We start from the raw sequence: 26,859 nt of genomic DNA, 5'->3' as shown, positions 1-26,859 counted from the left end.
GGACCGGGGCCGGCCGCGATGACGCTGGCTCCCCTCGTCGCCGCCGCGACCGGGAGGCCCACCGTCAGTTTCGAACTCTTCCCGCCCCGTTCCGAGATCGGGCGGGAGTCGTTGTGGCGCAGGCTCTCCGATCTCCTCGACACGCACCCCGACTTCGTCTCGGTCACCTTCGGGGCGGCCGGCGCGACGAGGGGACCGAGTCGGGAACTGCTGGCCCACGTCCTGGGTTCGACGGCCGTGCCGGCGATGGCCCACCTGACGTGCGTGGGGTCCTCGCGACGTGAGGTGGTGGAACTCGCCGGCGAGTTCCTCGACGCCGGTGTCCGCAACGTCCTCGCGCTGCGGGGCGACCCGCCGGTCGGGAGCGCGGACTGGACCCCGCACCCCGACGGTCTGGCGACCGCGCGGGACCTGGTCGAACTGCTCCAGGTCGCCGACCGGCGGCGCTCCGCGCTGCGGGGCGGCCGCGTCCCCGTCGACGAGGGTCCCCTGACCCTCGCCGTGGCGGCCTTCCCCCGCGGTCGCGACGCGGAACTGGCGGCCCTGCGCGCCAAGCAGGACGCCGGTGCGCACTTCGCGATCTGCCAGGTGACGTTCTCGGCGGAGGAGTACGCGACCTTCGTGCGCCGGGCGCGCGCCGCCGGGGTGAGCATCCCGCTGCTGCCCGGCATCGCCGTGACGGACGACGCCCGCCGGTTGCAGCGCATCGGCGAGCTGGCCGGTGTCCCGGCCCCGGAACAGCTGCTCGCGGCGCTCGACACCGACGACACCGCCCAGCGCCGCCGGGCGTCGACGGCGTTCTCGTCGGGACTCGCGGCGGGACTGCTCGACGCCGGCGCCCCCGGACTGCACCTCTACACGTTCAACGCGGCGGAACCCGCGCTCGACCTGCTCGACCACCTGAACCTGCCCCGATCCATCCAGAGCCGCATCGCTGCGGTAGGAGGTCCCACCCCGTGAGCACCGAGAACTTCCCCACCTGGACCGCCACCGTCCTCGGCTACCCCCGCATCGGCGCCGACCGCGAGGCCAAGAAGGCCCTCGAGGCCCTGTGGGCCGGTCGCGCCGACCGCGACACCACCGAGGCCGCCCTGGCCAGGGTCCGTGCCGCCACGGTCCGCCGGCTGAACTCCCTCGGCCTGCCGGCGCACGACGCGTCGATCCCGTGCGCGTTCTCGGCCTACGACCAGGTGCTCGACGCCGCCGTCGCCCTCGGCGCCGTCCCGCCGCGCTTCGCCGACGTCGTGGGCGAGGACGGCCGCGTCGACCTCGTGGGGTACTCCACGATCGCCCGCGGTCGCGGTGCGGACGCCCCGCTGGAGATGACGAAGTGGTTCGACACCAACTACCACTACCTCGTCCCCGAGATCTCCCCGTCGACGGCCTTCCGGTTCGCCGACGACCGTGGGGTGCGGGAGTTCGCCGAGGCGCTCTCCGACGGGTTCCTGACCCGTCCCGTCGTGGTCGGGCCCGTGACGTTCCTGCTGCTGGCCAAGGCGACCGACGACGCCCCGGCGGGTTTCGCCCCGATCTCCCGGCTCGACGACCTGCTCGGCGCCTACGAGGAACTCCTCGCCGCCTACGCGGCAGCGGGGGCGGAGTGGGTGCAGCTGGACGAACCGGCGCTCGTCAGCGACTCCGCGACGAACGGCGTCGAAGGTCTCGCCGACCTCGTCCGCCGCGCCTACGACCGCCTCGCGGCGCTCGAGGGCCGTCCGCGTCTGCTGGTCGCGACGCCCTACGGCGACCCGGGTGATCTCCTGGAACCCCTGGTCGCCACGGCGGTCGAGGGTCTCGCCCTCGACCTCGTCCGCGGCGCGACGCCGGCGCGTCCGGAACTGCTGCACGGCAAGACGGTCGTCGGCGGCGTCGTCGACGGGCACAACGTCTGGCGCGCCGATCTCGTCGAGGCGCTGGCCCGGCTGCGGACCCTCGAGGGTTCCGCCGCCCACGTCGTCGCCGGGACGTCGACCTCCCTGCTGCACGTCCCGCACGACGTGACCCGCGAGACCACCCTCGACGAGCGCCTGCGCGGCTGGCTCGCCTTCGCCGACCAGAAGGTCGCCGAGGTCGTCGTCCTGGGCAAGGCGCTGGGGGACGCGGCGTCCGTCCAGACGGAGCTCACCGCGTCGGCGCAGGCCCGGGCCGACCGCGTCGGTGCCCCCGGCGTCGTCCGTCCCGAGGTGCGCGACCGGCTCGCAGCGCTCACCCCGGAGGCCTTCGGCCGCAGCGACTACGCCGTGCGCCGCCTCGCGCAGGAGCAGGCGCTGGGTCTGCCGGCGCTGCCGACGACGACGATCGGCTCGTTCCCGCAGACGAGCGAGATCCGCAGGGCGCGGGCCGCGTGGACGCGGGGGGAGCTCACGGAGGCCGCCTACGAGGAGTTCCTCAAGGCGGAGATCGACCGCGTCGTGGACCTGCAGGAGGAACTCGGGCTCGACGTCGTCGTGCACGGGGAACCCGAGCGCAACGACATGGTCCAGTACTTCGCCGAGCAGCTCGACGGTTTCGCCGTCACCGCCCACGGCTGGGTCCAGTCCTACGGGTCGCGCTGCGTGCGCCCGCCCATCCTCTGGGGTGACGTCGTCCGTCCGGCGCCGATCACCGTGCCCTGGAGCCGGTACACGAAGACGCGCACGACGAAGCCCGTCAAGGGCATGCTGACCGGCCCGGTGACGATCCTCGCCTGGTCCTTCGTCCGCGACGACCAGCCGCTGGGCGACACCGCCCGCCAGGTCGCCCTGGCGCTGCGCGACGAGGTCAGCGACCTCGAGGCCGCCGGCATCGGGATCGTCCAGGTCGACGAACCCGCGCTGCGGGAGCTGCTGCCCCTGCGCACCCAGGACCAGCCCGCCTACCTGGACTGGTCGGTGAACTCGTTCCACCTGGCGACGGCCGGTGCCGCCGACGCGACGCAGATCCACACCCACCTCTGCTACTCGGAGTTCGGCGAGGTCATCGACGCGATCGACGGCCTCGACGCGGACGTCACGAGCATCGAGGCGGTACGCTCGCGCATGGAGGTCCTCGGCGACATCGCGCGGGCCGGTTTCGCGCGGGGCATCGGGCCGGGGGTCTACGACATCCACTCGCCGCGCGTTCCCTCGACCGAGGAGGTCGCCGGGTTGCTGCGCGCCGCCGTCGCCGCGGTCCCGGCGCGTCAGGTCTGGGTGAACCCGGACTGCGGCCTCAAGACCCGTGGCTACGCCGAGACCACCGAGTCGCTGCGCAACCTCGTCGAGGCCGCCCGCACCGTCCGCGCGGAACTCCCCGCGCACGCCGTCGCGACGAGCTGACGTGCCCGTTCGTACGGCAGGTGTTCCCGCCGACCTGCCGAGCCGGGTCGTGGTTCTGGCGGGGGGCCTTCTGCTTCCAGTAGAACACCGTCCAGAGCGGCTGAGCGACCTGGCTCGACGACGCCGCAGCCCCCTCCCCGGCCACGGGCGCGGGTGCCTCGGCCAGGCTCCATCGTGTTGTTCTTGTCACCTGCACCGCCGTCCTGCCCACCTCCCGGATGGTGAACCTGAACCGCCACGACGGCATCGGAGTGTCCACCCGCTCACGGGGGAGGGTGGTCAGGCGAGCACCACCGCCACGGCGGGAACGTTCGCGTTCTCACCGCTCCTGACGTTGGCCGATCCGGGTTTCACGCGTCCGGCCCGGACGGGAGCAGGACACCACCTGCGCCCGGAACCACCTCGACCTCTTGTCCGCGCTGCGGGAGTTCATCGACGCCGGCCACGAGGTTCTCGCTGACCCGGGTCGTGGGTGACTGACGTCACCGTCTCACCTGCCCGCACGGGATCTCCGAGCACGACCGCACAACGCGATGACCGGGCCGCTGCGGAGGAGGGCTCGGTGTGGTTGCGGAGCCTCAACAGGTGGTTTCGCCAACAGGTCCAGGTCGGATACCTGCCTCGGCTCAGGGCACATCAGCTCGGTTCGTCGATCCGTGCAGCAGATCCGCTCATGTCGACCACCCGAGCCGAAGATCGCGTGAACGATCGAGGCTAGCTGCAGTTTCAGTTCCTGGCGTTGATGGGAAGACGCATCGTGAAGACGGCACCGTGGGGGGATGCCGCCGAAACCGTGAGTTGTCCACCATGCAGTTCGACGAGCCGTCGTGAGATCGTCAGTCCGAGTCCGTGCCCGCCGGTGGTCCGACTTCGTACCGGATCGGCTCGCCACAACCTGTCGAACATCCGCGCGGCCATTTCCGGCGGTAGACCGGCGCCGTCGTCCGCGACGTCCACGCGTACGCGATCACGTTCCGGCGTGAGTCGGACGATGACGGCCGAAGCCTCTGCGTGGACGTCGGCGTTGGTAAGGAGGTTGTCGACGACCTGGCGGAGCTGCCCACGGTCGCCGGTGACCCAGAACGAGCCTGGTCCCTCGTAGACGAATCGCGGGTGGTCGGTTCGCCGTGCTGCGACGACGGTGCGAAGCATCGAGGCGAGGTCGAACAGCTCCGGGTTCATCGAGAGTTCGCGCGCGTCGGTGAGGGCCACGGTCTGCAGGTCGGTGACGAGTCGTTGAAGGTGCTCCGCCTCACTGTCGACGATGTCGAGCACTTCGGACTCGTGTCGAGCGACACCATCACGCCACGCCTCGATCCAACCGCGGATGTTCGTCAGAGGCGTTCGGAGGTCGTGGGCGATGTCGGCGGTGAACTGGTCGCGCTGGCGCTGCACGTGCTGCAACTGATCGGCGAGCTGGTTGATGGCTGAACCGAGCTGCGCAATCTCATCGTGCCCGTCCTCCACGGCCCTCGTCGCCTGATGCCCTCGCCGCAGACGGTCGGTGACTGCCTGGAGCGTCCGGATCCGCCGGACAGCGCGCCAGCTGAACACCAGGACGAGCATGCTGCTGAGGACGATGAGCCCAAGGACGACCGCGGCGATCCGTGCGAGTGAATCGGTCGTCAGCGATGCGAGAGATGGGCGGTCACCCTGCAGGTCGGTCGTGATGAGGTAGGCGCGCGGTGGTACGAGGTTCTCGTTCAGCGCGAGCCAGGCGTCGGTCACACAGGTTCGCGTCAGCTGAGCCGCCTGCACCGCTACCGGGTGATCGTCGCCGACCAGACGCAGGGAGATTCCAGCGGCGGCACCGGCCGAGGTCGTATCGAGTTCGATCGAACTGAGCGTCTCGAGCGACTTCGCCTGCAGGCAGGTGTTGGTCATCCGGGTCAGCGTGTCGAGGGCCAGTTGCTCGGACGGGAAGGGGGCCCCGTCGTTCCTCCCCTGGCACTCACCGGGCACGTTCGGCAGGACGACGCGGCCGTTCGGCCACGTCCGCAGATCCTGGGGTCTGCCCGCCGAGCATGCGAGGGCAGCCTCGGCCCGTGCTCTGGACTGTGCCCGTTCGGCGGGTGTGAGCGCGAAGGCGCCAGAGACTGTCGTACTGATCGGGCTCAAAGTGTCGGCGTAGGTCTGAGTGAGCGGATCGACCGGCACGCCGGGACTCTGTGGGGGCGGTAGGTCGCGATCGGTGTCGGCGAGCACCCGTCCGTTCTCGTCCATGAGCGCGATGCGCCGGTGATCTTCCTCAGAGAGCCGAATGAGCAGCGGTGTGACACCGTCCCACGATCGCTCACCGCCGGCCCACTGCTGCACCGCGGTCACGATGCGCTGATCGGTCCTGGCGTTGCCGTCGATCCGCAAGGCGTCGCGTCGGGAGACCGCGCTGGTGACGATCCAGGCCGTGCCCGCGATCGACGCTGTCACGATGACGATCGCGATGACGAGGAAGCGGACGAGGAGGCTACGACGCATCCGCGCCGTCGACGAACCCGTCGAAGCGGTATCCGACGCCGTAGACGGTCTGGACGTATCGCGGCCGGCGCGGATCGTCCTCCAGCTTCGTGCGCAGGTTCTTGACGTGTGCGTCCACGGTGCGTTCCGTGATGAAGCGTCCGTCGCCGTGCACGCCTTCGAGCAGCTGCTGACGACTGAGAACGATGCCGCGGTTGCGCAGGAGGGTGTGCAGGAGTGCGAACTCGGCTCGGGTCAGGTCGAGCACCCGACCACGCAGGAGGGCCTCGTGACGTTGCGCGTCCACCACGACGTCACCGGCGCGCAACTGCCTCTCCTGGCGTCGTGCGGCGGTGCGACGGAGTTGGGTCCTCGTGCGCGCCACGAGCTCGCGAGGCCGGTAGGGCTTGATGACGTAGTCGTCGGCGCCGACGTCCAGCCCGATGAGGACATCGGCCTCGCTCGATCGCGCGGTGAGCATGATGACCGGCAGCTCGGACCCCTCCTCCCGGAGCCGGCTGCACACTTGCAGCCCGTCCAGCCCGGGCAGCATGACATCGAGCACCAGCAGCGCCGTGTCGGCCTCACGGGCCTGCGCGAGGGCGCTGGGGCCGTCGGAAGCAATGACGACGTCGTGGCCTTCGCGGGTGAGGTAGCGGTGGAGGAGCTCCTGTTGGAGGGCGTCGTCCTCGGCGACAACGATCCTGGCCATGTCCTGACCCTAGAGCAGCCGTATCCGGTCGGGTCCGCGAATGCGTTCCCCGCGCAGGGTCCGCATTCCGATCGCACTGGTTCTTCACGATGACCCGTCACCGTGGGAGTTCCACCAACGCAGAGGAGAGGCACATGAATCGCAGATCCATCACCACCGTCACGGCCACTGGTGGCCTGCTGAGCATCGGACTCGCCGTGGGCGTCTTCGCCTCGGTCGCGAACGCCGACACGGGGACCTCCCACCCGACGACGGCTTCCAGCTCGGTGAGTACCTCCGCCGTGGCCCGTGGGGCCGTGCACGCACCGATCCCGACGCAGAACACGCAGACGGCGCCGGAGGCAACGACGGCGCCCGCTCTTCAGCGCTATGGCACCCCGCAGCGCGAGACCCTCGGCTTGCAGCCTGCGCAGGACCCGGCGAACGCGCTGCTCGACCGCTGCATCAGTGATCAGGCTGGTCCGGCGACGAGCGTCACCGCCGGGCAGCCACTCACACGCGCCGCATCGCCGGCCGAAGCGGCGCGTGCGGACGCAATCGAGCGCTACTGCGCGCCACTGGTGCCGAAGCCCGCCTGGGAGCTGGACCGGGCCAACCCCGACGGGCTGGCCTTCGCGGAGGCGGTCGTCGCACGCCTGAAGGCCGAAGGCGTCACGGAGGTCGCCCTCGCCTCGGACGAGGGTGACGGCCGGATCGGCTTCGCGTTCGGCGGAGCCTCGAACGACGCGAAGTCGATCCAGCTCGGCATGCAGCTGCTCCCTGCAGTCGAGCTCGCCGTCGCCGGTCGCTGACGGAGAAGCTCGAACAGGACCGAGCCGCGCCGACAACAGGCTCTTCCGTACGACGTTGCCGGGGGTGGTGCAACTCTGCAGACGTGAAGCGCTGCGAATTCGGACTGCCCCGTGAGCGTTGTGGCCGTGTCGAGGGCGGCGGAAGCGTGGAGGGTGGCGGTCGTGTCGACGTCTGCGCACAGCGCGGACGTCGACACGACGGTCGGCTTTGGCGGGGTCAGCGATGCCCTCGACGACTACGAGAGGAACACCGTCCCCTGGACTGCCACTCGTCGTGCGTCTCGATGAGCACGCAGTTGCCCAGGCGGAGCAAGGCCTTGGCGTGGGGGAGATCCCAACCACCAACCACGTCGGTCCGGTGCTTGACCACCCGGTTCGCCCGTTCAGGCGGATGCAGTGACCAGATCTTCCTCCCACGCTCCCCAGGAAGGAGGGTGAAGGCCGTCACATCCGGCCCAGCCTCATTCAGCAGGCTCGCGAGGGCGGAGAACTCAGCGGGGAGGCTTTCGGCGACCACCGGTACCTGCTCGCCGACGGCCGCGGCGAGAGGCTGGGTGAACATGATGCGACCATCACCGCGACCGCCTTCGCCTCGACCTTGGCGACACGCGACAACACGTTGCGCATGAAGTGGACCAAGCAGCGCCACCAGGTCCCCCCGGCCGTTCTCTGCTCGAGGGCCGACCAGGCCTTCACCTGCCTCCAGGGCGCTCCTCACACCAACCGCGCCTACGCCGATGACCGCGCGTGTTGTGCTTGGAGTTCTGCCACTGGGCCCCGTGACGCTGGGATGAGGCGGTCATGTCGGACCTGGCCGCGTTGTCCACCTGCCTACGCGGCAGATCCCTCGACCGCGCTCAGGTACCGGGGTCGCAGTCATCGCGAGTCTCGATGGGGTCCATCGATGGGTTGATCTCCCCACATCGTGCGTTCATCTTCGTTCAATCCCGCGTTACCTGTGGGGCCCGATGACTGATGGACGTTCAGGGCAGGCGCAGACCCGGCAGAACGGCCCCGCCCGCACGCCGGGCCCGGTGGAAGCAGCTCTACGTGTGGGTGGCCGTCGGCATGGTGCTAGGCGCGGCCACCGGACTTCTCGCCCCCGACGTCGGCGTGGCTCTGCGCCCCCTGGGTGACACCTTCGTCAGCCTGCTGACGATGGTGCTCGACCCCATCGTCTTCTGCATGGTCGTAGCAGGTATCGCCTCGATCGCCGACCTCCGCGGCATCGGCAAGGTGGCCCTCCGGTCGATCGTGTACTTCGAGGTGGTCACCACCGCGGCTCTGGTCCTGGGTCTCGTCGTGGTCAACGTCGTGGGCCCGGGTCGTGGCGTCGGGGCCGACCCCGCAGAGCTGACCCTCAGCGGTTCTGCGGCCGAGGGAGCCGATGCTGGAGCGGCCCTGGAGTGGCACGACCACCTCACCCAAGTCTTCCCGTCCACCATCGTGCAGAGCTTCGCAGAGGGGGCGGTGCTGCCGATCCTGTTGTTTGCCATCCTCTTCGGGATCGCCCTCGTCGTCATCGGTGAACGGGCCCGGTCGGTCGCGGCCGCCGTTGAGACGGTCGGCGCGGTGCTGTTCACTGTCGTCCGGGTCGGAACGTGGGCACAGTCGGGGATTACCCGAAGAAGTGTGCAACAGCCTGTTCGAAGGTTGCGGCTGCGGCGATCCTGGCCGCTACGGCTTGGGCGCCGTCTCGGTAGGTCGCTTCGGTCAGAACGGACTTCACAGCTACCTGGAGGTCATCCGGAGTGGTCAACACCACGCCTGCTGAGGCGGAGGCAACGCTCGCGGCGATGCGCGGTTGGTCTGCGCCTTGGGGCCACAGTACGAGGGGTAGGCCCCGGCTGAGGGCGGCGAGAACTGTTCCCGCGCCACCGACGCTGACAACGGCGGAGACGCCGTCGAGCAGGGACGCGATGGGCGTGAACGGGACCCAGGTCACGTGGGGATGGTTCTGGTCGCGCTGTGCCTCTACTACCTCGGTGACACCGAGAAGCATTCCGCGAGTGGCGATGACTTCCACCTCGGTGGCGGCGACCTCGTGCACGAATCGCTCGAGAAGTCCGGCGTCGGAGAACGTCGTGCCGAGGGTGACGAGCACTCGGGGCCGATCTGGGAATGCTTGGACTCGAGGCCCCTCTTCATGAACTCGGCCACCGTGGGCTTCGGCCTGAACCTGCAACGTCGGCGGTTGCTGCGATGTGGGGGCCTCCTCACCGGGATCCGCAAGCTCTGCCGGCCAGATGTCGAACGTTCCGGCGGGGGGTACAGTCGTCAGACCGTGCTGGGTCAGGCGTAGGTCTCGAGCGGACTGGATGGCTGCGGACCATTCAGGCGGCAAAGGAACAGACATCACGAAGCGGTACCAGGGGATGTCGAGGGCGGCGCCGAGAAACTCACCCAGGGTGCTGTACATGTCCGCGATGACGGCTTGAGCACCCCACTCGCGGGCGGCCGGTAGGGCTTGTTCGATCGAGAGGTCGAGGAGAACGCCGCCGAAGGTCTCACCGATCCCGGCAATGGTGGGCTGCATGACGTCGCCGCCGGTGCGACGAGCAGCCTCAGTCGCCAGCTGCAGGGGCATCGGGCCGGCGGGGAGAAACTCGACACCGTCGGGAAGTTCCGTGCGAACCGTGTCGCTGAGATCGACGCTGACCATGACGGCAACCTGGTGGTCGGCGTCGAGGGCGGCCTGCATGAGTGGCGCCAGGGGGAGCAGGTGCCCGTGTGCGGAGACGCTGGTGAACAAGAGACGCATAGTCATCCTCCAAGATCGGACTGGTTCGAAAAGTACGATACCCAAAAGTATCGAAATGTTCAAGGGACAGCCGTCTCGTGGGGTGCGCGTCACATCGGGGCCCGTCCGTCCCCACCTGTCGATCGGGCCCAGCTGCTGCTGTGCGACGCACACTTCAACGCCCACAGGTCGCCGCGTTGAGGATCGTCGGCCACTAGCGCGAGCTGACTGCGGCAGCTCACGATGCAGATCGGCGATGACCTCGTGGCAGATCCGTCAGGGCCCACTTCGACGTGACCGGTGAGGGTGCGGCTCCTGGGTCCTTCACGTGCGCCCCGGGCCCGATCTGCGAACCATCCCGCGACGGGCGCTGCACGGGACAGTGCCAGGGCATCGCAGCGCCCAGCGGCGGACGTCGTCGTCGTGGTCCGGCTGGTATCCCGGCGTAGGAGAGATGGTTCGAGTTCAGCGGGAACGGCCGCGGACACCACGCTCTGCGGGACTCGTGTCGACCACGAGAGTTGGCTGACGTCGTGGTGGTCACATCTGATGAGGGCGAACGCCAGCGTTGGGGGGACCAGTTCGTCGGACGTCGTCATACTGATCCCCAGTATCCCGAGAGAACCGTTCGTGTCCACGACAAGCAACCGTCGTGTTCAAGAGCGTGTCAGCACGGTTGCCCCGTCCAGTCCGCTTGGCGGGCCGCGGCTCACTCGGGACGGTGCACCAGGGAGCGCAGCACAGCGGTGAAGACTGCGGTCACGGTCTGTTCATCCACTTCTTGCGGATCGGTACCGTGCTCCACCGTCAGCCCTAGGGTCAAGGACTGCAACGTCAGGGACAACTGCTCTGGGGTCACCACGGACCGCAACCCCAGCGCGGCGAAGGCGCGCGACAGCACGTCGGTCAGGTCTTGGCGCAACTGCCGCCTCACGTTGACGTAGAGCGCCTGCACTTCCTCGTCCTGGGCGGCCTGCTGGCCGATCTCGACCAACAGGCGAGTCCATACCTGCTGGTGGACGACCGCGTGGGCGAAGGCCGCAGCTGCATCCTCCAGGACGTGAACCGGACGTCTCTGGCTGCGAATCGAGCGAACCTGCTCCGCGGAGTACTCGCGCACCCGCTCCTGGATGAGGTGGGCCAACAGTGCGTGCTTGCTGCTGAAGTTGGAGTACACGGCTCCTTTGGTAAACCCTGCAGCGTAGGCGATCTCGTCCAAGCGGGCGTTGGCGTAACCCTTGGTGGCGAAGACCTGCCAGGCCGCCTCCAGCAGGCGTCGCCGGACCTCCTCGCGGGGTACGCGAGGAACGGGGCCGGCGGGTGGAGTGTTCATCTCGTCATGCTACCGCGGGAATCGAAAGCCTGGAGTATTGAAAACCTTGCGGTATCGAATACCCAAGGGTATGTTGGCTGCATGCCTCGCTCGACAACTGCACCTCTGACATCACCCTGGACCCGGGGCACCCGCCGAGGCCTCCGCATCCCGCACGTCTGGCTACCTCACGCCGCCATCATCGCCAGACAGCGCTGCGGCCCCTCCCGACCACGAGCTAGTCACGTCGGGAGAGCATGGATTCTCCGGTGACGGAGACGACTCATCGAGTGCTACCCCGAGCTGAGCGTCGCCGGACAAGAGTCCGCAGGACATCGCCCATCCCGCGCCCATGAGGCGGTGGGAGACGACCGCTGCCTCCGAGCCGCGTCACACCCTGACTCCCGTGACGGGACACTCATCGCCCGGTGAGGCTTCCGGGTCCCTGGCCATGGACGACGAGTAGGGGACTACCTCGTCGACACGCCAGAGAACCGCCACTGCGTGCGCGAAGAGCACTCGACAACCGGCGACGACAGTCGGCTGATTCCCATCGCCGTCATCGCCCTCCTCGGAGTATCGCGAACTCGACACGACGTGCCTGCTGTTCCCGATGTGACGCCGACCGCACCGGGACGGGCGCTGATGTGCACGACTGCCGAGGTGATCACGACGATCGCCGCCGTTCCGTTCCTGGCTCCAGGCTGCGCCTTCCCCTTCCTCTCGAACTCCCAGCTCGCGAACTTCAGTTCCTGGCCTCTCTGCTTCTGGCCTCCCACCCTGATCAAAGGTTTCTGCCGTGGCTCTCGTACTATCTCGACTCGGCGGCTTCTGCAGCCGCCACCACAAACTGGTCCTTCTCGTCTCGCTGCTGCTCGTCGTGGGCCTGGGGCTAGGTGCTGCGCGTACCGGAACCGCCTACGACGACGAGTTCAGCATTCCCGGCTCGGAGTCGTCCACAGCCCGAGAAGTTGTACGAGACCAGTTCCCCCAAGCCGGCGGGGTCAGTGCGCAGATCGTCTTCCAGGCCCCTGAGGGGCAGACGGTGACCGACCCCCGCTACCAAACGGCCATCGCCGCCAGCGTGCAGGCCGTCCTCGATGTTCAACAGGTCGACGGCGTGTCGGATCCGAAGAAGAACATCAGTCACGACGGAGCGGCGGCTCTGGCCACCGCCGCTCTCCCCGTATCCCGATCGGACCTCGACCCTGACACCTTGACTGACATCGAGGATGCCCTCGACCCCGCCCGTGGCGCCGGATTGACCGTCGAGGTCGGCGGCAGTGCCTACGACACCACCGGGGAGTCAGCACACGCCGCCGAGATCGCCGGGATCCTGCTCGCTCTGCTCATCCTCGTCCTCACCTTTGGATCCGCGCTGGCCGCCGGCATTCCGCTGCTGACCGCGCTACTCGGTATCGGGATCACCATCTCGGCCGTGGGCCTGCTGTCACACACGATCACGATCTCCAGCACGGCACCCTCCCTGGCCCTGATGATCGGCCTGGCCGTCGGCATCGACTACGCCCTCTTCGTGGTGTCCCGGTTCCGCTCCGAACTAGCAACCGGTTCCGGAGTCGAGGAGGCAGTGGCCCGTGCCAACGGCACCGCCGGCACCGCCGTGGTCTTCGCCGGTGTCACGGTCATCATCGCCCTGTTGGGTCTGGCAGTCGTGAAGATTCCCTTCCTGTCGACAATGGGAATCGCCGGTGCCGGCGCGGTGGCCATCGCCGTCCTGGGAGCGGTCACGGTGCTGCCGGCCGTCCTGCGCCTGAGCGGGGAACGCCTGCGTCCCACACCGCGTCCAGCTACCAGGGGTGTGCGCAATGTCACCGCCAGAGGCGAGGCTGCGAAAGCTCACCGTCGGCCTCGGCCCTCGTGGGGAGAACGGTGGGTCCGGTGGGCCAGCACCCACCCCGTCCGCGTGCTGAGTGCAGCTCTCCTGCTGCTGGGCGCGCTGGCCGTACCCGCCACCCAGCTGCAACTGGCGCTTCCCACGAATGCCATGAGCGCGGAAGGGTCGACGCAGCGCGAGGCGTATGAACTGATCGAGGCGAACTTCGGCGCCGGGGTCAACGGACCACTCCTCGTGGTCGCCGACGTCACTACCACCAGCGATCCGCAGGGAGCAGCCGTCGAGGTCCGACAAGCTCTGGCCGCGACGAAGGGCGTTGCCACGGTCGGTGCACCGCAGGTGTCAGCGGATGGGAGCACTGCCCTCATCCAGGTCGTTCCCACCACTGGCCCCTCGGATGTCGCGACAGCCGACCTCGTGCGCGACGTGCGGGAGCAGGAGGGCGCCATCGCCGAGGCTACCGGAGCGCAGATCGCGGTCACGGGTACGACGGCTGTTCAGATCGACGTGTCCGACACCCTGAGCGCGGCCTTGGTGCCTTACGCCATGGTCGTGGTCGGGCTCTCCGTCATCCTCCTGATCGCCGTCTTCCGTTCCATCGCCGTCCCGCTCAAGGCGGCCGCGGGTTTCGTCCTGTCTGTGGCGGCAGCCCTCGGCGCAACCGTCGCCGTCTTCCAATGGGGGTGGCTATCCGATCTCATCGGGGTGAGCGCGGTAGGTCCCATCGTGAGCTTCGTCCCCATCATGCTGCTAGCGATCTTGTTCGGGCTGGCGATGGACTACGAGGTCTTCCTCGTCTCGCGCATCCGCGAAGCGGTGGCCCACGGTACTGAGGCCCGTGAAGCCATCGGCATCGGCGCCCGGCACGCCGCGCGAGTCGTGGTCGCCGCCGGCCTCATCATGGTCGGTGTCTTCGTGGCCTTCAGCCTCAGCCCCAACCCGACGTTGCAACCCATCGCCTTCTCGCTGGCAGTAGGCGTGCTGGTGGATGCCTTCATCGTGCGCATGACCCTCGTGCCAGCGGTGCTGGGTCTGCTGGGGCGGCACGCCTGGTGGCTCCCGCGGTGGCTGGATCGAATCCTGCCTGCTTTGGACATCGAGGGTGAAGCGATGACGAGACGCCCGGTTGAATCTGAGCCCCTACCTGAACCGGTGTAGCAAGTCCTTCGCGGCCAAGAACTCGTCATGCTTCGAACCGCACGGTGAGAGGTATCCCTGTGTCCTGCCGGTGCTGGTTGCACCACGAAGGACCACGACTGGCGATCGTCATCTGGATCGAGGGGACTTGTCACCGCCGGCGTCGTCAGCAGGCTAGGTCGACTGACACCGATCGGGTACGAGACACTGATCCAAGCCGCTCATGCGGCCTGACCACCCCTACCCACCAGGCTCCACCGAAGTAGGGACAGGCCCGTTCCAGTTCGGTTGCTCACTCCGACCCAGAGCCCGTCGGCTCGGTTCGTCGAATGAGTGCAGCGAGTTCGTCGTTCTCGGCGTTGTGCGCGATCGGCTGCGCACGATGAACGAGCAGGTTGGTCTGAGCCGTCCGTTCATCTCCCACGACCCGGCCGTCGTTCGCCGGGCCTGCGACCGGGTCGAGGTGGTGCGCCGGGGCGACCTCGTCGAGTTCGACGTCACCGTGGACCCGGAGACCGTCGGAGTGGTGCCGTCGTTCAGAGCGTCGTCGTCGCGAACGTGTCGCACTGCGCCGGGTCCCCACCCCGGAAACCCGTGGTGAACCAGCGTTGCCGCTGCTCCGAGGTGCCGTGCGTGTAGGAGCCGGGGTCGGTGCTGCCGTCGCCGAGGTTCGTCTGGATGAAGTCGTCGCCGATGCGTGCCGCCGTGTCCAGGGCGCGGGCGACGTCGTCGTCGGTGAGTTCCTCGATGAGCGGGCCGCCCGAGTCGTCCGGCACCGTCGTCGCGTGGTTGGCCCACGTCCCCGCGTAGCAGTCCGCCTGCAGCTCCAGCCGGACGCTGCCGCTGTCCGGTCCGCTCACCCCGGCCTGGACGGAGTCGCTGGTGCCCAGCAGGTCCTGCACGTGGTGCCCGTACTCGTGGGCGAGGACGTAGGCGTTCACGAACGTCCCGCCTTCGGCGCCGAACCGGGTCCGCAGTTCGTCGAAGAAGGACAGGTCCACGTAGACGAGCCGGTCGGCCGGGCAGTAGAACGGGCCGGTCCCCGAGGACGCCGCCCCGCACCCCGTCGAGACGGACCCGGAGAAGAACACGGTGTCGGTCTCCGTGTAGTTGCCGCCCAGCACCCCGCCCCAGTAGGTCTGGATCGAGTCGATGTCGGCGACGAGGGCACACTCCTCCTTCTGGTTCGCGTCCTCGCCGGTGCGGCAGGACGCCGCGAGCTCGGACCCGTCGGCGCTCTGCCCCGACCCGAGCCCGTCCAGCACGCTCGCCGACTGCGGCGACGAGCCGCCCTGCCCGCCGAGGACCTGGAACAGGACGAGGACGAGGACGCCCACGATCCCCAGCCCACCCCCACCCAGGGCGACGGCCCGCCCGCCCCCGCCGCCGCGGCGGTCCTGCACGTTGCCGGTGTCGAGGCGGGCGTCGCCGCGGTACCTCACGGGAGCATCACAGGGTTCGTCACGGGATCGAGCATGCTGTGCCCCCGGGCGGCGCACCACTCCAGAGGTGTTCGTCGCGTTCCGTGACCGGGCTGGTACGCAGGAGCGTTCGGCCTGCGGCAGAGCCGAAGTCGTCCTACCGTTCGGTGACCACGCCCGACCGCACCTGTGGAGAACGATGCTGACGATCCCGCCCCCGCCGGACCCCGGGAGGGCCGTGCGGCGTGCGTTGCTCCTCGCCGAGCGCGAGGCGGCAGCCCGGCAACGCCGGGTGCGCGGGACCCAGCCCCGGCGGTTCCCGGTCCCGCCCCTCGGCAGTGGGCTGGACCCGGTGGTCAGGAGGCGTCGCCGAGGAGACCCAGGAACCGTCCCAGTCGGCTGATGCCCTCACGGAGTTCTTCGCGCGAGGCGGCGTAGGACAACCGGACGTGGGTCTCGGCGGTCGCCTCCCCGAAGTCACGACCCGGCGTCAGCGCCACGTGCGCCCGCTGCAGGGCCTGCTCGCAGAACTCCCAGGCGCCCAGGCCGGTCCCGCTGACGTCGAAGTAGACGTAGAACGCGCCGTCGGGTTCGACGGGGACGGGGAGCCCGATCCCGGCCAGCCCGGTCAGCACGATCCGGCGGCGCTCCCCGAGCTCGAGGCGTCGCTCCTCGCACAGGGCCAGGGTCTCCGGGGTGAAGCAGGCGAGCGCCGCCTGCTGCGCGGGTGCGGAGGCGCAGAGGAAGTAGTTCATCGCGAGCTTCTCGACCGCGGGGACGAGCCCGGCCGGCAGGACCGCCCAGCCCAGCCGCCAACCGGTCATGCCGAAGTACTTGGAGAAGCTGTTGACGACGATCGCGTCCGGGTCGACGGAGAGCACCGTCCGCGGCGCCGCGCCGTCGGGCGCCGGGTCGGAGAGGTCGAGGTAGATCTCGTCGACGATCCGCCAGGCCCCCCGGGCCCGCGCCTGCTCGCAGATCTCGCTCAACTGCGCGAACGGGATCGACGTCCCCGTCGGGTTGGACGGCGTGGCGACCATGACGCTGCGGGTGCGCTCGGTCCACGCCCGCTCGACGCCGCCCGGGTCGAGCTGGTAGCGCGACGCCGCGGTGGTGGGCACCGTGACGACGACCCCGCCGAAGGTCTCCACCATCTGCCGGTTGCAGGGGTAGGACGGGTCGGCCATCACGACCTCGGACCCCGGGTCGGTCGTCGCGGCCAGCACCAGCAGCAGGGCGCTGGACGCGCCGGAGGTGACGACGATCCGCGCGGGGTCCACCTCGACGCCGTGCCGGTCCCGGTAGAAGCCCGCGATCGCCCGGCGCAGCGCGGGAGAACCCATCGACGGGGTGTAGGGGAGAGGACGGCCGTCCATCACCTGCCGCATGGCCTCGCGCACGGCCGGCGGGGCCCCGAAGTCCGGTTCCCCGATGCTGAGCCGCACCACGTGGTGGCCCTGCGCCTCGAGGACCGCCGCCTGCTCGCCGAAGGCCAGGGCGTGGAACGGCTGGACGGTCTCGGCGCGTTGCGCGAGTTGCACTGGTTCCCCTCGAGCCGCGGACTGGTGGCGCGAGGCTACCGCTCGCCCCGTCCCCGGCCCGCCCTGCGCGCGCCGCCGGACGCGTGAGTCGTGGGTGCGGCCGGTCCGGGCGGAGGTTAGGTTGACTTCGTGCCGATCCGGATCCCGCCGACCTACCGCGCGGCCTGGGTCCCCTTCCGCGAGGCCGGGCCACGGGACGCCGCCGCGGACGCGGCGATCGCCTGGATCGAGCAGCGCGGCGCCGAGTCCGGTGCGCGGAGCCTGCTCGTGACCAACGACAAGGTCACGGTGACGGTCAACCAGCGTCTGCTCGCCTTCGCCCGGCGGCACACCGCGGCGACGCCGCGGATGAGCACCGGTGGGGCCCGGGGGGTGCCGGTCCTCGCCTACTGCCCCGACCCGGCCGCCCTGCACCTGGCCGTCCAGCGGGCCCACGGCGCGTCGCTGGTCGTCGTCGAGGGTGCCGCGGGACAGCTGCGCGGCTGGGCCTCGGTGGTGGCGCCCCTGGACCTCGGCGACCCCGGAGCACCCGCCGGGCGCACGGAACCCGCCGACGAGCCGTGGCTGGACACCGTCGCGCTGCTCGCCTCCGAGGAGCACGGTCTGCTCGCGGCACCGGAGCACACCCTCGCGGTCCTGGAGCGCATCGCCCCGGAGCGCCGGACCCTGCTGCCGACGGCGCTCCTCGCGCACGGCGTGACGCTGCACCACGTCCGCCGCATCAGCAAGCTGATCGACGCTCTGTCCTCCTGTCCCGCACCCTGCCGCACCGCCTGACGAGCTCGCGCGAGCGCCCGGGAACCCGCACCATGACTGCCGTGGAGATCAACGAGGCGACGACCGCGCGGGCCGTCCGGGTGCTGCACGTCCCGGGTGGGCACGGTTACGTCGCCAACGTGCAGGACGCACGGGTCCCGGACGTCACCGTGGTACCGGAACCCGCGCCGTCGGGCGTCTGGGCACCGTCGCGGGCGCTCGACGCCGCGTGGGTGGTCGGGCACGCCGAGGAGTTCGACGTCCTGCACCTGCACTTCGGGTTCGAGTCGCGCACCCCGGCGCAGCTCCAGGACCTGGTGGACGCGCTGCGGGGCACCGGGAAGGCCCTCGTCCTCACCGTGCACGACCTGGAGAACCCGCACCTCCTGGACCAGTCCGGGTACCACCGCCTGCTCGACGTCCTGGTCCCGGCCGCCGACGGTGTCCTGACGTTGACGCCCGGTGCGGCGCAGGCGGTCCAGGACCGGTGGGGTCGCACGCCGGTGGTCGTCCCGCACCCGCACCTCGCGCCGCCGGAACGCATCGGGACCCCGCGTCCCGCCCACCCCGCACCCGTGGTCGGGCTGCACCTCAAGAGCCTGCGGGCGAACCTGCTGGCCCTGCCCGCGGTGCGGACCCTGGCCGACGCGGTGGCCCGGGTTCCCGGGGCCCGGTTGCGCGTCGACGTCCACGACGAGGCGCTGCGCCCCGACTTCCCCCGCCACGACGCGGAACTCACGGCGTGGTTGCGGGCCGCCGCGGAGCAGGGACGCATCGACCTGCGGGTGCACGGACGCTTCGACGACGAGGAACTCCTCGACTACCTGCTCGACCTCGACGTCTCGGTCGTCGCCTACGGCCACGGGACCCATTCGGGCTGGCTGGAACTCTGCCACGACCTCGGGGTCGCCGTCCTGGCCGGCCGAGCGGGTTTCCTCGCCGAGCAGCACCCGCTGGAGCAGGTGGACCTGCACGACGTGGAGTCCGTGCTGACGGGGTTGCGGCGCGCGCTCGCGGGCGTTCCCGGGGCCACCGCGGCGGGTCGGTCGGCGCAGCGGCTGGAGATCGCACGCGCGCACCGGGACCTGTACCGGGCCGTCCGGGAGCGTGTCACGAGTGGGGTCGTCGAGGGTGGGGTCGGGGTGACGCGGTGATCGGCTGGTACGCCCACCACCAGGGTTCCGGCCACGTGCAGCGGCTGCGGGCGGTCGCCGGGCACCTGCGCACCCCGGTGACGGCGCTCTCCTCGGCCCCGCGGCCGGCGGACTGGGACGGGGAGTGGGTGCAGCTCGAACGGGACGACACCGAACCCCTCGACCGCAGCCGCGTCGACGCCGGGGGGCGGTTGCACTGGGTTCCCGCGCACCACCCGGGGCTGGCCGCGCGCACCGCCCGCATCGCGACGTGGATCGCGACGGCCCGGCCGGCGCTCGTGGTCGTCGACGTCTCCGTCGAGGTGGCGCTGCTGGCCCGGTTGTGCGGGGTCCCCGTCGTCGTGGCGGCGATGCTGGGGGACCGTGACGACCCCGCGCACCGGCTGGGCCGCGACGTCGCCCGGGCCCTGCTGGCCCCGTGGCCGGAACCCGCGGACCCGTCCCCGGGGTCGGGGACCCCGGTCGTGCACGTGGGCGCGTTCTCGCGCTTCGACGGGCGCCCCACCGTCGAACCCGTTCCGGGCACCGTGCTCGTCCTCTGGGGCAGCGGAGGCCGCGACGTCAGCGACGACGACTTCCGGCGCGCCCGCGAGGCGACGCCGGGCTGGACCTGGGAGTACCTCGTCCCCGGTCGTGGGGACCGGCCGGTCGACGTCTGGGACGCGTTGCAGCGCAACGAGGTCGTCGTCGTCCACGGCGGTCACAACGCGGTGGCGGAGGTCGCGGCCGCGCGGCGGGCGGCCGTCGTCGTGGCCCAGGAACGTCCCTTCGGTGAACAGCGCCGCCGGGCGGCACTCCTGCGCGCCGAAGGGATCACGGCCCTCGACGAGTGGCCGGAACCCCGAGCCTGGCCGGAACTCCTGGTCGAGGCCCGCGCCGTCGGCGCGGGACCCTGGAAGCGCTGGGCGCCCGGCGACGGGGCGGCCCGGGCGGCGCGGTTCCTCGACGACCTCGCGGACCGGGAGGGTGGCGCGTGAACGCCACCGCCGTCCTGGCCACCGCGGTCCTCACGATCGTCGCGGGTCGCCACGACCACCTCCGCGGTCAGCTGATCGGGTTGCAGCGCAGCACCTCCACGCCGCGCTGGCACGTCGTCGCGGCCATGGGTGACCCGGCCGTGGGCGAGGTCGTCGCCGAGTTCGACCGGCCCGGGACCTGCGAGGTCGTCGTCGTCGACGTCCCCGTCGGGCCGGACGGGGAACTCCCGCTGGCCCGGGCGCGGAACGCCGCCGCGGCCGAGGCCGTCCGTCGGGGTGCGGAACTCCTGGTCCTGCTGGACGTCGACTGCGTCCCGGCGCCCGGCACTCTCGCCGCCTACGAACGGGCGGTCGCCCGCGGCGCAGCCGACGCGGGGCCCGCGTTGTGGTGCGGGACCGTCGCCTACCTCCCGCCCGGTGTCGTGGTGCGGTCCGTCCGCGACCTCGAAGGCCTCTCCGCCGCAGCCGATCCGCACCCGGCGCGACCCGTCCCGGCGGCCGGTGAGGTGGTCCTCGCCGACGAGTCGCAGTGGTGGTTGTTCTGGTCGCTCTCCTTCGCCACGACGGCGGCGGACTGGCGCCGGTTCGGGGGTTTCTGCGAGGAGTTCCGCGGCTACGGCGGTGAGGACACCGACGTCGCCGCGACGGTGCGGTCGATGGGCGGCGCGCTGCACTGGGTGGGCGGGGCGCAGGCCTACCACCAGCACCACCCCACGCAGCGACCACCGGTCCAGCACCTGGAGGCCGTCCTGCGCAACGCCGCGGTGTTCCACCGGCGGTGGGGGTGGTTCCCGATGGAGGGCTGGCTGGCGGAGTTCCAGGAGAGGGGACTGGCCGCCTACGACGCGGCGACCTCGACCTGGTCCTCGACCCGGCCCTCGACCCGGCCCTCGGTGGTGTCCGACCAGCGTCCGAGCACCCTCGCGTAGAGGCGCTCGTAGGCGTCGACCACCCCGTCGAAGGACAGGTGCTCCAGCGCGTGGCGCCGGACCTCACGTCGGTCCAGCACCAGGACGTCGTCGACGGCCGCGGCCAGCGCGGCCACGTCGTCGGCCGGCACGACGCGACCCATCGCGGTCGTTCCGCCCGGGCTCAGCACCTCACGGATCCCACCCCGGTCGAAGGCCACCACCGGCGTCCCCGACATGGCCGCCTCCGCGCAGACCAGCCCGAACGGCTCGTCCCAGACCGGGGTCACCAGGACCGCCGAGGCGTTGCCGACCGCCCGGCTGAGGTCGTGACCGCCCAGGTGCCCCCGGTAGGTGGCGTCCGGGCCCAGCAGGGGTTCCACCTCGGCGGCGAAGTACGCGGGGTCGGCGACGGGTCCGACGAGGTCCAGGTGCCGGCCGGCGAGCGCCGCGGCCCGCAGGGCGAGGTGCGGGGCCTTCTCGGGCACGATCCGGCCGAACCAGAGGAGTCCACCGCGTCCCGGACCGAGTCGCCAACGGCGGGGGACGACCCCGTTCGGGACGACCTGCACCGACGGGACGTGCGGTGACCACTGGGCGGCGGTGAAACCGCTGACGCAGGTGAACGCGGCCGATCCGCCGCCCGCGGCCAGCGCGGACGTGAGCCACGGCGTCGGCGGGGTGTGCAGGCTCGTCACGACCGGTACCGGCAGCGTGTCGGCCAGGGCGAGGGGGAGGTAGTGCAGCGAGTTGTTGTGCACGACGTCGACGTGACCGGCGTAGGTCGTGCGCAGGGCGGTCATGACGCGGAGGTGGTCGTGGTGCTCGGTCATGAACTCCGCGGCCGGCATCGACGAGTCGGTGCGGGCGAGGTCGTCCGCCGCCCACGACCCACCCCCGAGGACCTCGGGCTGGACCCCCGGTGAGCCGGCGCCCGCGAAGAGGATGACCTGGTGACCCCGGGCGCGCAACCCGTCGACGAGCGTGCCCACGAAGGACTCGAGCCCGCCCGCGTACGGCTCGGCGACGGGGTGACGGCTCGGTCCGAGCACGGCGATCCGCAGCGGCTCCGAGGGTCCGCGCCGTGCCTGCGCCGTCCGACGCGCCGGGTGACGGGTCAGTCCTCCCGGGAACCGGTGGGAGGAGGCGTGGGTGTCGAGCACAGGAGGATGACAGCACGCCCAGCGCGGTTCCGCTTCCGGGGGCCCCCGGGGGCTGGTCCCTCTATTGTCAACCCGTGACGAGGGAGGAGCACTACGGAGGGTTCTACGGGCTGGTGCCCCTGCCCGTCCACGACGGCCGACCGCTGGTGCTCGTCCACGGCAACTGCCAGGCGGAGTCCCTGCGGGTCCTGCTGGGAACGCCCTCCTCCCCGGTCCGCACCGTGCGGGTGCCGCCGGTCCACGAGCTGACCGCCGCGGACCTGCCCCACCTGGACCGGCTGCTGGCTCACGTCGACGTCCTCGTGTCGCAACCGGTGCGCGACGGCTACCGCGACCTGCCGCTGGGCACGGCGCAGCTGGCCGCGCGTGCCCCGCGCACCCCGCGGGTGGTGGTCGTACCGGTGCTGAGGTGGGCTGCGCTGCACCCGTTCCAGGTGATCGTGCGCAGTCCGGAGTCCGGTGAACCACCGGTCGTGCCCTACCACGACCTGCGTTCCCTGACGCTGGCCGCCGGGCGTCCACCGCTGCCCGAGGTCCCCTCGCCCGAGGCGGTGCGGGAGGTGCGCGCGGTGTCGGTGCGGGAACTGCAGGAGCGTTGCGCCCGGCACGGGGCGCTCGAGGTCGCGGACCTGCTGCTCGCCGCCGGCGCCCGCGCGACGCAGACGATCAACCACCCCGGCAACGACGTCCTTCGCGGTCTGGCCGAACGGGTCCTGCGGGCCTGCGGGCTGCCCGCCGCGGTCGACGATCCGGGCCGCACCCTGCTGGACAGCGTCCACGCCCCGGTGCTGCCGGAGGTCCTGTCCGCCCTGGGGCTGGCGGGGAGCGGGCGGCCGGGCTGGACCGTGGCCGGGCGCGAGGTCGCTGACGCGGAGGTCCGCGAAGCCCACCTGCGCTGGTACCGGGAGCACCCGGGGGTGGCGGAGGCGGGGTTGGCCCGGCACGCGGAGGTCGCGGCGGTGCTGTCGTGACGGTGCTGTCTGTCGTGAGGGTGCTGTCGTGACGGTGTCCCTGGTCGTCGGCCCGGCCGAGCACGGGGTGACGGCGGCGGCGCTGGCCCAGTGGGGGGTCGTGGGCGGCGATCCCGGCCGTCGGCTCGTGCGGCGGGGGGGACGTCCCGACCTCCCCGACGTCCTGCGGGAGCTGGACGGGGTGGGGCCCGGACCCGTCCTGGTGCACGTCACCGACCGGCTCTTCGGCCGGGACGCCGACGAGGCGGCCGCGTTCGTCGAGGGGCTGGCGTCGGCGCGGGACCTGCTGGTGACCCTGCACGACCTGCCGCAACCCAGCGACGGTCCGGTCAACCACCCCCGCCGGGCGCGGGCCTACCGGCGGATGGCGGAGGCGGCCTCCGCCGTGGTGGTGTCCAGCCGGCACGAGCAGCGCCTGCTCGCGGCCTGCGGGGTCAGCCGGCTGGCCGACGTGGTGCCGCTGCCCGTTCCGCGGTTCGCCCCCTCGCCCGCGGCGGACCCGTGGGCGCGACCCGTGGCCGTGGCCGTCCTGGGTTTCCTCTACCCCGGGAAGGGGCACGAACTCGTCCTGGACGCCCTCGACGGCCTGCCCGCCGGGGTCGGGCTGTCCGCCCTCGGCCGGCCCTCCGACGGGCACGAGGACCTCGTGGCGGAACTCACCCGCCGGGCCCACGCGAAGGGACGCAGCTTCGAGGTCACCGGGTACGTGCCCGACGCGGAGCTCCCCGCGCTGCTGCGTTCCGCGGTGGTTCCGGTCGCCCCGCACGAGCACCTCTCCGCCTCGGGTTCCATCAACGCCTGGATCGGGGCCGGGCGACGTCCGCTGGTGCCGCGCAGCGACTACGTCACGGAACTGCTGGAGCGTCACCCCGACTGCGTCCGGGTCTACGACGACCTGGCGAGCGCCCTGCTCGAGGTCTGGTCGACACCGGAACTCAGCTGGGCCGACGGCCCGGGCGGACCGACGCTGGAGGAGACCGTCCAAGAACTGCTGGCGATCGCGGACCGGTTGCCCGCGTGAGGATCCCGCTCGTCACGGTCGTGGTGCCCTACTTCGAGGACCCGCACGGTCTGGACCTCGTGCTGACCGCGCTGGAACTCCAGGACCACCCCTCCCTCGAGGTCGTCGTCGCCGACGACGGTTCCCGGGTGGAGCCGCAGCCCGGGCCACGTCCCTACCCGGTGCGGGTCGTGTCCCAGCCGGACCGGGGTTTCCGGGCCGCGGCCGCCCGCAACCTCGGGGCGGCGGCCGGTCGGGGTTCGCTGTTCTGCTTCCTCGACGCCGACACCGTGCCGGAACCCGGGTACGTCTCGGCCGTGGTGCGTGCGGTGGCCGGCGGTGCCGACCTCGTGGTGGGGCGTCGACGCCACGCCGACCTCGCGTCGACGACCCCGGGCGAGCTCCGCGCCTGGTTCGCGACGGGCGTCCCGGCCGCGCGGGAGTTCCCCGAACCCGCCTGGCTGGTCGAGGCCTACGAACGCACCGACGACCTGCGCGCCGCCGGGGACGACGCCTACCGGTTCGTCATCTCCGCGGTGCTCAGCGTCACGCGGGAACTGTTCGAGGAGGTCTCCGGGTTCGAGGAGGCGTTCACCGCCTACGGGGGCGAGGACTGGGAGTTCGCCCACCGCTGCTGGGTCGCGGGCGCCGGGTTCGTGCACGCCCGTGACGCCGTGGCCTGGCACGACGGCCCGGACTTCGCCGGGCGGACCGACGAGGCGCAGGCGCGGTCCTCGCGCAACCTCGAGGGTCTGACGCTCGCCCGGTTCGTCCCCGACCCCGCGGCCCGCGGGGAGGGCCTGATTTGGTCCCACCCCGACGTCGTCGTCACCCTCGAGGACCGCGGCCGCGAACCGGCGGACGTCGTGGCGTCGGTCCGTTCGCTGCTGCGGGATTCCGACGCCGGGGTCTGGCTGGTCTCGGGGGAGGCGGCGGACCTGCTGGACGACCCGCGCGTCCACCGCGGCCGCCCGCCGTGGGACGTGCTGCGCCGCTGCCGGTTCCGGGTCGACCTCGACGTCCCCGTCCTGCTGTCGGGGAGCACCCTGCGCGACCTCGCGGACGTGGCCCCCGCGCGGGTCGGGGAGCACCTCGTGGTCCGGCGCAGCCGGGACCTGGCCCGCGGCGAGGGGGCCGAGGTCCTCGACGTCCCCGGCGTCACGGCGGCCGAGGCGGTCGACAGCGACCTGCAGCGGACGTGGGGCCGCGAGGACCACCGGCGTCCCCGCCCTCACACGTCGCTGCGGACCCCGTTCGTGCCCAGCGACACCCCGAGCTCGCGGCCGTAGGCCGGCACGACCTCACCGTCCACGTCACCCCGGCCCACCAGTTCCACCAGGCAGCGCACCACCAGGTCGGGCGAGGCGTAGACGTGGTGGGCGAGCAGCGCGAGGTGGGTGAGCTGTTGCGTCGAGAGCTCCCCGAGCTGGCCGAAGTCCTTGACGTAGGCGACGTCGGCCTCGAGGAGCTGCTGGTGGGTCGCGAAGATGTTCCCGTCCAGGACCCCGGGGGAGATCGGCCAGCGCTTGACGGCGGCGAAGGCGTGCGGCAGGAAACCCTGGGCGCGCAGTTCCGCGTCGACGTCGGCGAACAACGGCTGGTCCTGGTAGAGCGGGACGAAGGAGACCTCGGTGTGCACCGCGACGGCGTCGGCGAGGGTCCTCCGGCCGTTCTGGAACACCATGAGCTCCGAACCCTGGACGTCGATCTTGAGCAGGTCCAGCGGTCCGAGGTCGGGGACGTCGTCGAGTCGCGTCGTCGCGACCGGGATGCGCTCCAGCACCTGGCCGTAGCGGGCGAACTCATTCAGGGCCGACAGGCGGGCGACGTCCGGCTCGAAGAGACTGGTCATCCCGTTCATCCAGGTGACCTTGAGCTCGTGGCCGCCACCGTCACCGACCGCGTGCTGCAGGTAGCGCTCGTGGGGACCGGCCGCCGCGTGCAACTTCGCCAGCGCGTCGGCCTGAGGTTCGAACCCGACCACGGTGCACAACCCCGCGGCCAGCATCGGGGCGTAGGGCGGGTCACCGTCGATGGGGTTCGCCCCGATGTCGACCACCGCCGTCCGCCGGGTCGCTGCGAGGAGTTCGATCCACGACTGCACGTTGCACCTTCCTGACGACGGCCCGGGTGGCGCCGATGTGCAGGTGAGGCTACGGGAGCGGCGCGAACGCGCGAGGCGAAGCCTCCTGCGCCCCGGGTGGGACCGTCCGGTGCGGTGAGGGCGTCACCCGGGGACCGGGTGACGCCCGCGGATCACTTCTCGTACGTGTGCAGGGCCAGCCCGACGCCGAAGAAGGTGGGGGCCCAGTGGCCGACGAAGATGCCCCAACGGTCGGCGCGGTCGGTCCCGGCGTCCTCCGCCTGACGGGAGATCCCCCAGGCCAGGAACGAGAGGCCGATGCTCGCGAAACCGGCGGTGTAGGCCCAGTCGGACTTCACACCGGCGTCGTGCAGGTACTTGATCACAGGATTCTCCTCGTCGTCGGTGGGCACGGCGCTGACCGGGCGGGGATTCGCCCGCGCGAGCCCTACCCCGCCATCGGACCGCGAGACGGCCGGCGTCGCATCTCGAAACTCCTGTGGGTTTGACCGCGCCCGGCCGAGGGCACGCCGATACGGTGACGCCACCCTTCCCCCCGCTGCCTCACCCAGCGAGTGCCCCAGCGCC

The 26,859-nt window shown here is 71.2% G+C and carries 21 protein-coding genes and 2 pseudogenes; 13 read left to right on the top strand and 10 right to left on the bottom strand.

Annotated features, from left to right (window positions below; genetic code table 11):
* Positions 1 to 18 precede the first annotated feature (18 nt).
* The 3 genes and pseudogenes from OG218_RS08280 to OG218_RS08270 form a co-directional block, all read left to right on the top strand.
* Positions 19 to 960 (top strand): methylenetetrahydrofolate reductase, encoded by a 942-nt coding sequence (locus OG218_RS08280; protein WP_328292734.1) that lies wholly within the window; start codon positions 19 to 21, stop codon positions 958 to 960.
* The gene (gene metE / locus OG218_RS08275) at positions 957 to 3,296 is read left to right on the top strand and encodes a 5-methyltetrahydropteroyltriglutamate--homocysteine S-methyltransferase (protein WP_328292733.1); all 2,340 of its coding nucleotides are present in this window, start codon (positions 957 to 959) and stop codon (positions 3,294 to 3,296) included. Before OG218_RS08280 ends, metE begins: the two co-directional genes overlap by 4 nt.
* A 276-nt stretch (positions 3,297 to 3,572) precedes the next feature.
* Positions 3,573 to 3,697, top strand: a pseudogene (locus OG218_RS08270) (transposase family protein); the annotation flags it as partial.
* Between the two features lie 325 nt (positions 3,698 to 4,022).
* On the opposite strand, the gene OG218_RS08265 reads toward OG218_RS08270, so the two are convergent.
* Complete coding sequence (locus tag OG218_RS08265; RefSeq protein ID WP_328292732.1) at positions 4,023 to 5,771, bottom strand: sensor histidine kinase; 1,749 nt, start codon at positions 5,769 to 5,771, stop codon at positions 4,023 to 4,025.
* Positions 5,761 to 6,462 carry a response regulator transcription factor gene (locus OG218_RS08260; RefSeq protein ID WP_328292731.1) on the bottom strand — a complete coding sequence of 234 codons (702 nt, stop codon included), beginning with the start codon at positions 6,460 to 6,462 and terminating at the stop codon, positions 5,761 to 5,763. Before OG218_RS08260 ends, OG218_RS08265 begins: the two co-directional genes overlap by 11 nt.
* A gap of 197 nt (positions 6,463 to 6,659) precedes the next feature.
* Here OG218_RS08260 and OG218_RS08255 point away from each other — a divergent pair, with 197 nt between their 5' ends.
* Positions 6,660 to 7,253, top strand: coding sequence for a hypothetical protein (locus OG218_RS08255; protein WP_328292730.1), 594 nt, complete (start codon positions 6,660 to 6,662; stop codon positions 7,251 to 7,253).
* Positions 7,254 to 7,470: 217 nt separating this feature from the next.
* Here OG218_RS08255 and OG218_RS08250 read toward each other — a convergent pair whose 3' ends face one another.
* Positions 7,471 to 7,815, bottom strand: coding sequence for a transposase (locus OG218_RS08250; protein WP_328292729.1), 345 nt, complete (start codon positions 7,813 to 7,815; stop codon positions 7,471 to 7,473).
* 413 nt (positions 7,816 to 8,228) lie between these two features.
* On the opposite strand from OG218_RS08250, the pseudogene OG218_RS26605 reads away from it, so the two are divergent.
* Positions 8,229 to 8,786: pseudogene (locus OG218_RS26605) on the top strand (cation:dicarboxylate symporter family transporter); the annotation flags it as partial.
* A gap of 85 nt (positions 8,787 to 8,871) precedes the next feature.
* On the opposite strand, the gene OG218_RS08240 reads toward OG218_RS26605, so the two are convergent.
* The gene (locus OG218_RS08240; protein ID WP_328292727.1) at positions 8,872 to 10,005 is read right to left on the bottom strand and encodes a nucleotide disphospho-sugar-binding domain-containing protein; all 1,134 of its coding nucleotides are present in this window, start codon (positions 10,003 to 10,005) and stop codon (positions 8,872 to 8,874) included.
* Positions 10,006 to 10,702: 697 nt separating this feature from the next.
* Entirely contained in the window at positions 10,703 to 11,326 is a 624-nt protein-coding gene (locus OG218_RS08235; RefSeq protein ID WP_328292726.1) for a TetR/AcrR family transcriptional regulator, read from the bottom strand.
* Between the two features lie 778 nt (positions 11,327 to 12,104).
* Between OG218_RS08235 and OG218_RS08230 the strand changes: the two genes are divergently transcribed.
* Positions 12,105 to 14,318, top strand: a complete 2,214-nt coding sequence (locus tag OG218_RS08230; protein ID WP_328292725.1) for an MMPL family transporter — start codon at positions 12,105 to 12,107, stop codon at positions 14,316 to 14,318.
* A gap of 515 nt (positions 14,319 to 14,833) precedes the next feature.
* Here the strand turns inward: OG218_RS08230 and ypfJ are convergent.
* Both ypfJ and OG218_RS08220 read right to left on the bottom strand, forming a co-directional pair.
* Entirely contained in the window at positions 14,834 to 15,739 is a 906-nt protein-coding gene (gene ypfJ / locus OG218_RS08225; RefSeq protein ID WP_328292724.1) for a KPN_02809 family neutral zinc metallopeptidase, read from the bottom strand.
* 335 nt (positions 15,740 to 16,074) lie between these two features.
* Complete coding sequence (locus OG218_RS08220; RefSeq protein ID WP_328292723.1) at positions 16,075 to 17,259, bottom strand: aminotransferase class I/II-fold pyridoxal phosphate-dependent enzyme; 1,185 nt, start codon at positions 17,257 to 17,259, stop codon at positions 16,075 to 16,077.
* A 129-nt stretch (positions 17,260 to 17,388) separates the two neighbouring features.
* Here OG218_RS08220 and OG218_RS08215 point away from each other — a divergent pair, with 129 nt between their 5' ends.
* The 4 genes from OG218_RS08215 to OG218_RS08200 are packed head-to-tail and all read left to right on the top strand — an operon-like array spanning position 17,389 to position 21,075.
* Positions 17,389 to 18,036, top strand: coding sequence for a hypothetical protein (locus OG218_RS08215; protein WP_328292722.1), 648 nt, complete (start codon positions 17,389 to 17,391; stop codon positions 18,034 to 18,036).
* Positions 18,037 to 18,077: 41 nt separating this feature from the next.
* Positions 18,078 to 19,169, top strand: a complete 1,092-nt coding sequence (locus tag OG218_RS08210; RefSeq protein WP_328292721.1) for a hypothetical protein — start codon at positions 18,078 to 18,080, stop codon at positions 19,167 to 19,169.
* Positions 19,166 to 20,146: a hypothetical protein gene (locus OG218_RS08205; protein ID WP_328292720.1), complete on the top strand. Its 981-nt coding sequence runs from the start codon at positions 19,166 to 19,168 to the stop codon at positions 20,144 to 20,146. Before OG218_RS08210 ends, OG218_RS08205 begins: the two co-directional genes overlap by 4 nt.
* Positions 20,143 to 21,075: a glycosyltransferase family 2 protein gene (locus OG218_RS08200; protein ID WP_328292719.1), complete on the top strand. Its 933-nt coding sequence runs from the start codon at positions 20,143 to 20,145 to the stop codon at positions 21,073 to 21,075. The genes OG218_RS08205 and OG218_RS08200 overlap by 4 nt, the downstream gene beginning before the upstream one ends.
* Here OG218_RS08200 and OG218_RS08195 read toward each other — a convergent pair.
* Entirely contained in the window at positions 20,985 to 22,217 is a 1,233-nt protein-coding gene (locus OG218_RS08195; RefSeq protein WP_328292718.1) for a glycosyltransferase, read from the bottom strand. The genes OG218_RS08200 and OG218_RS08195 overlap by 91 nt on opposite strands.
* Before the next feature lie 74 nt (positions 22,218 to 22,291).
* Here OG218_RS08195 and OG218_RS08190 point away from each other — a divergent pair, with 74 nt between their 5' ends.
* Genes OG218_RS08190 through OG218_RS08180 form a run of 3 tightly spaced genes read left to right on the top strand, consistent with a single transcriptional unit; the run spans position 22,292 to position 25,477 of the window.
* Positions 22,292 to 23,188 carry a WcbI family polysaccharide biosynthesis putative acetyltransferase gene (locus tag OG218_RS08190; protein ID WP_328292717.1) on the top strand — a complete coding sequence of 299 codons (897 nt, stop codon included), beginning with the start codon at positions 22,292 to 22,294 and terminating at the stop codon, positions 23,186 to 23,188.
* 28 nt (positions 23,189 to 23,216) lie between these two features.
* Positions 23,217 to 24,209 carry a glycosyltransferase gene (locus OG218_RS08185; RefSeq protein ID WP_328292716.1) on the top strand — a complete coding sequence of 331 codons (993 nt, stop codon included), beginning with the start codon at positions 23,217 to 23,219 and terminating at the stop codon, positions 24,207 to 24,209.
* Positions 24,206 to 25,477: a glycosyltransferase family 2 protein gene (locus tag OG218_RS08180; protein WP_328292715.1), complete on the top strand. Its 1,272-nt coding sequence runs from the start codon at positions 24,206 to 24,208 to the stop codon at positions 25,475 to 25,477. The genes OG218_RS08185 and OG218_RS08180 overlap by 4 nt, the downstream gene beginning before the upstream one ends.
* Here OG218_RS08180 and OG218_RS08175 read toward each other — a convergent pair.
* Positions 25,420 to 26,292, bottom strand: a complete 873-nt coding sequence (locus OG218_RS08175; protein WP_328292714.1) for an FkbM family methyltransferase — start codon at positions 26,290 to 26,292, stop codon at positions 25,420 to 25,422. The genes OG218_RS08180 and OG218_RS08175 overlap by 58 nt on opposite strands.
* 152 nt (positions 26,293 to 26,444) lie before the next feature.
* On the bottom strand, positions 26,445 to 26,684 hold the full coding sequence (locus OG218_RS08170) for a hypothetical protein (protein ID WP_328292713.1): 240 nt from the start codon (positions 26,682 to 26,684) through the stop codon (positions 26,445 to 26,447).
* Positions 26,685 to 26,859: the final 175 nt, after the last annotated feature.

The sequence above is a fragment of the Kineococcus sp. NBC_00420 genome (assembly GCF_036021035.1).
Lineage (GTDB): Bacteria > Actinomycetota > Actinomycetes > Actinomycetales > Kineococcaceae > Kineococcus.
Note: the sequence above shows the minus strand (reverse complement) of the source record. Positions and strands in the feature narration are given on the sequence as shown.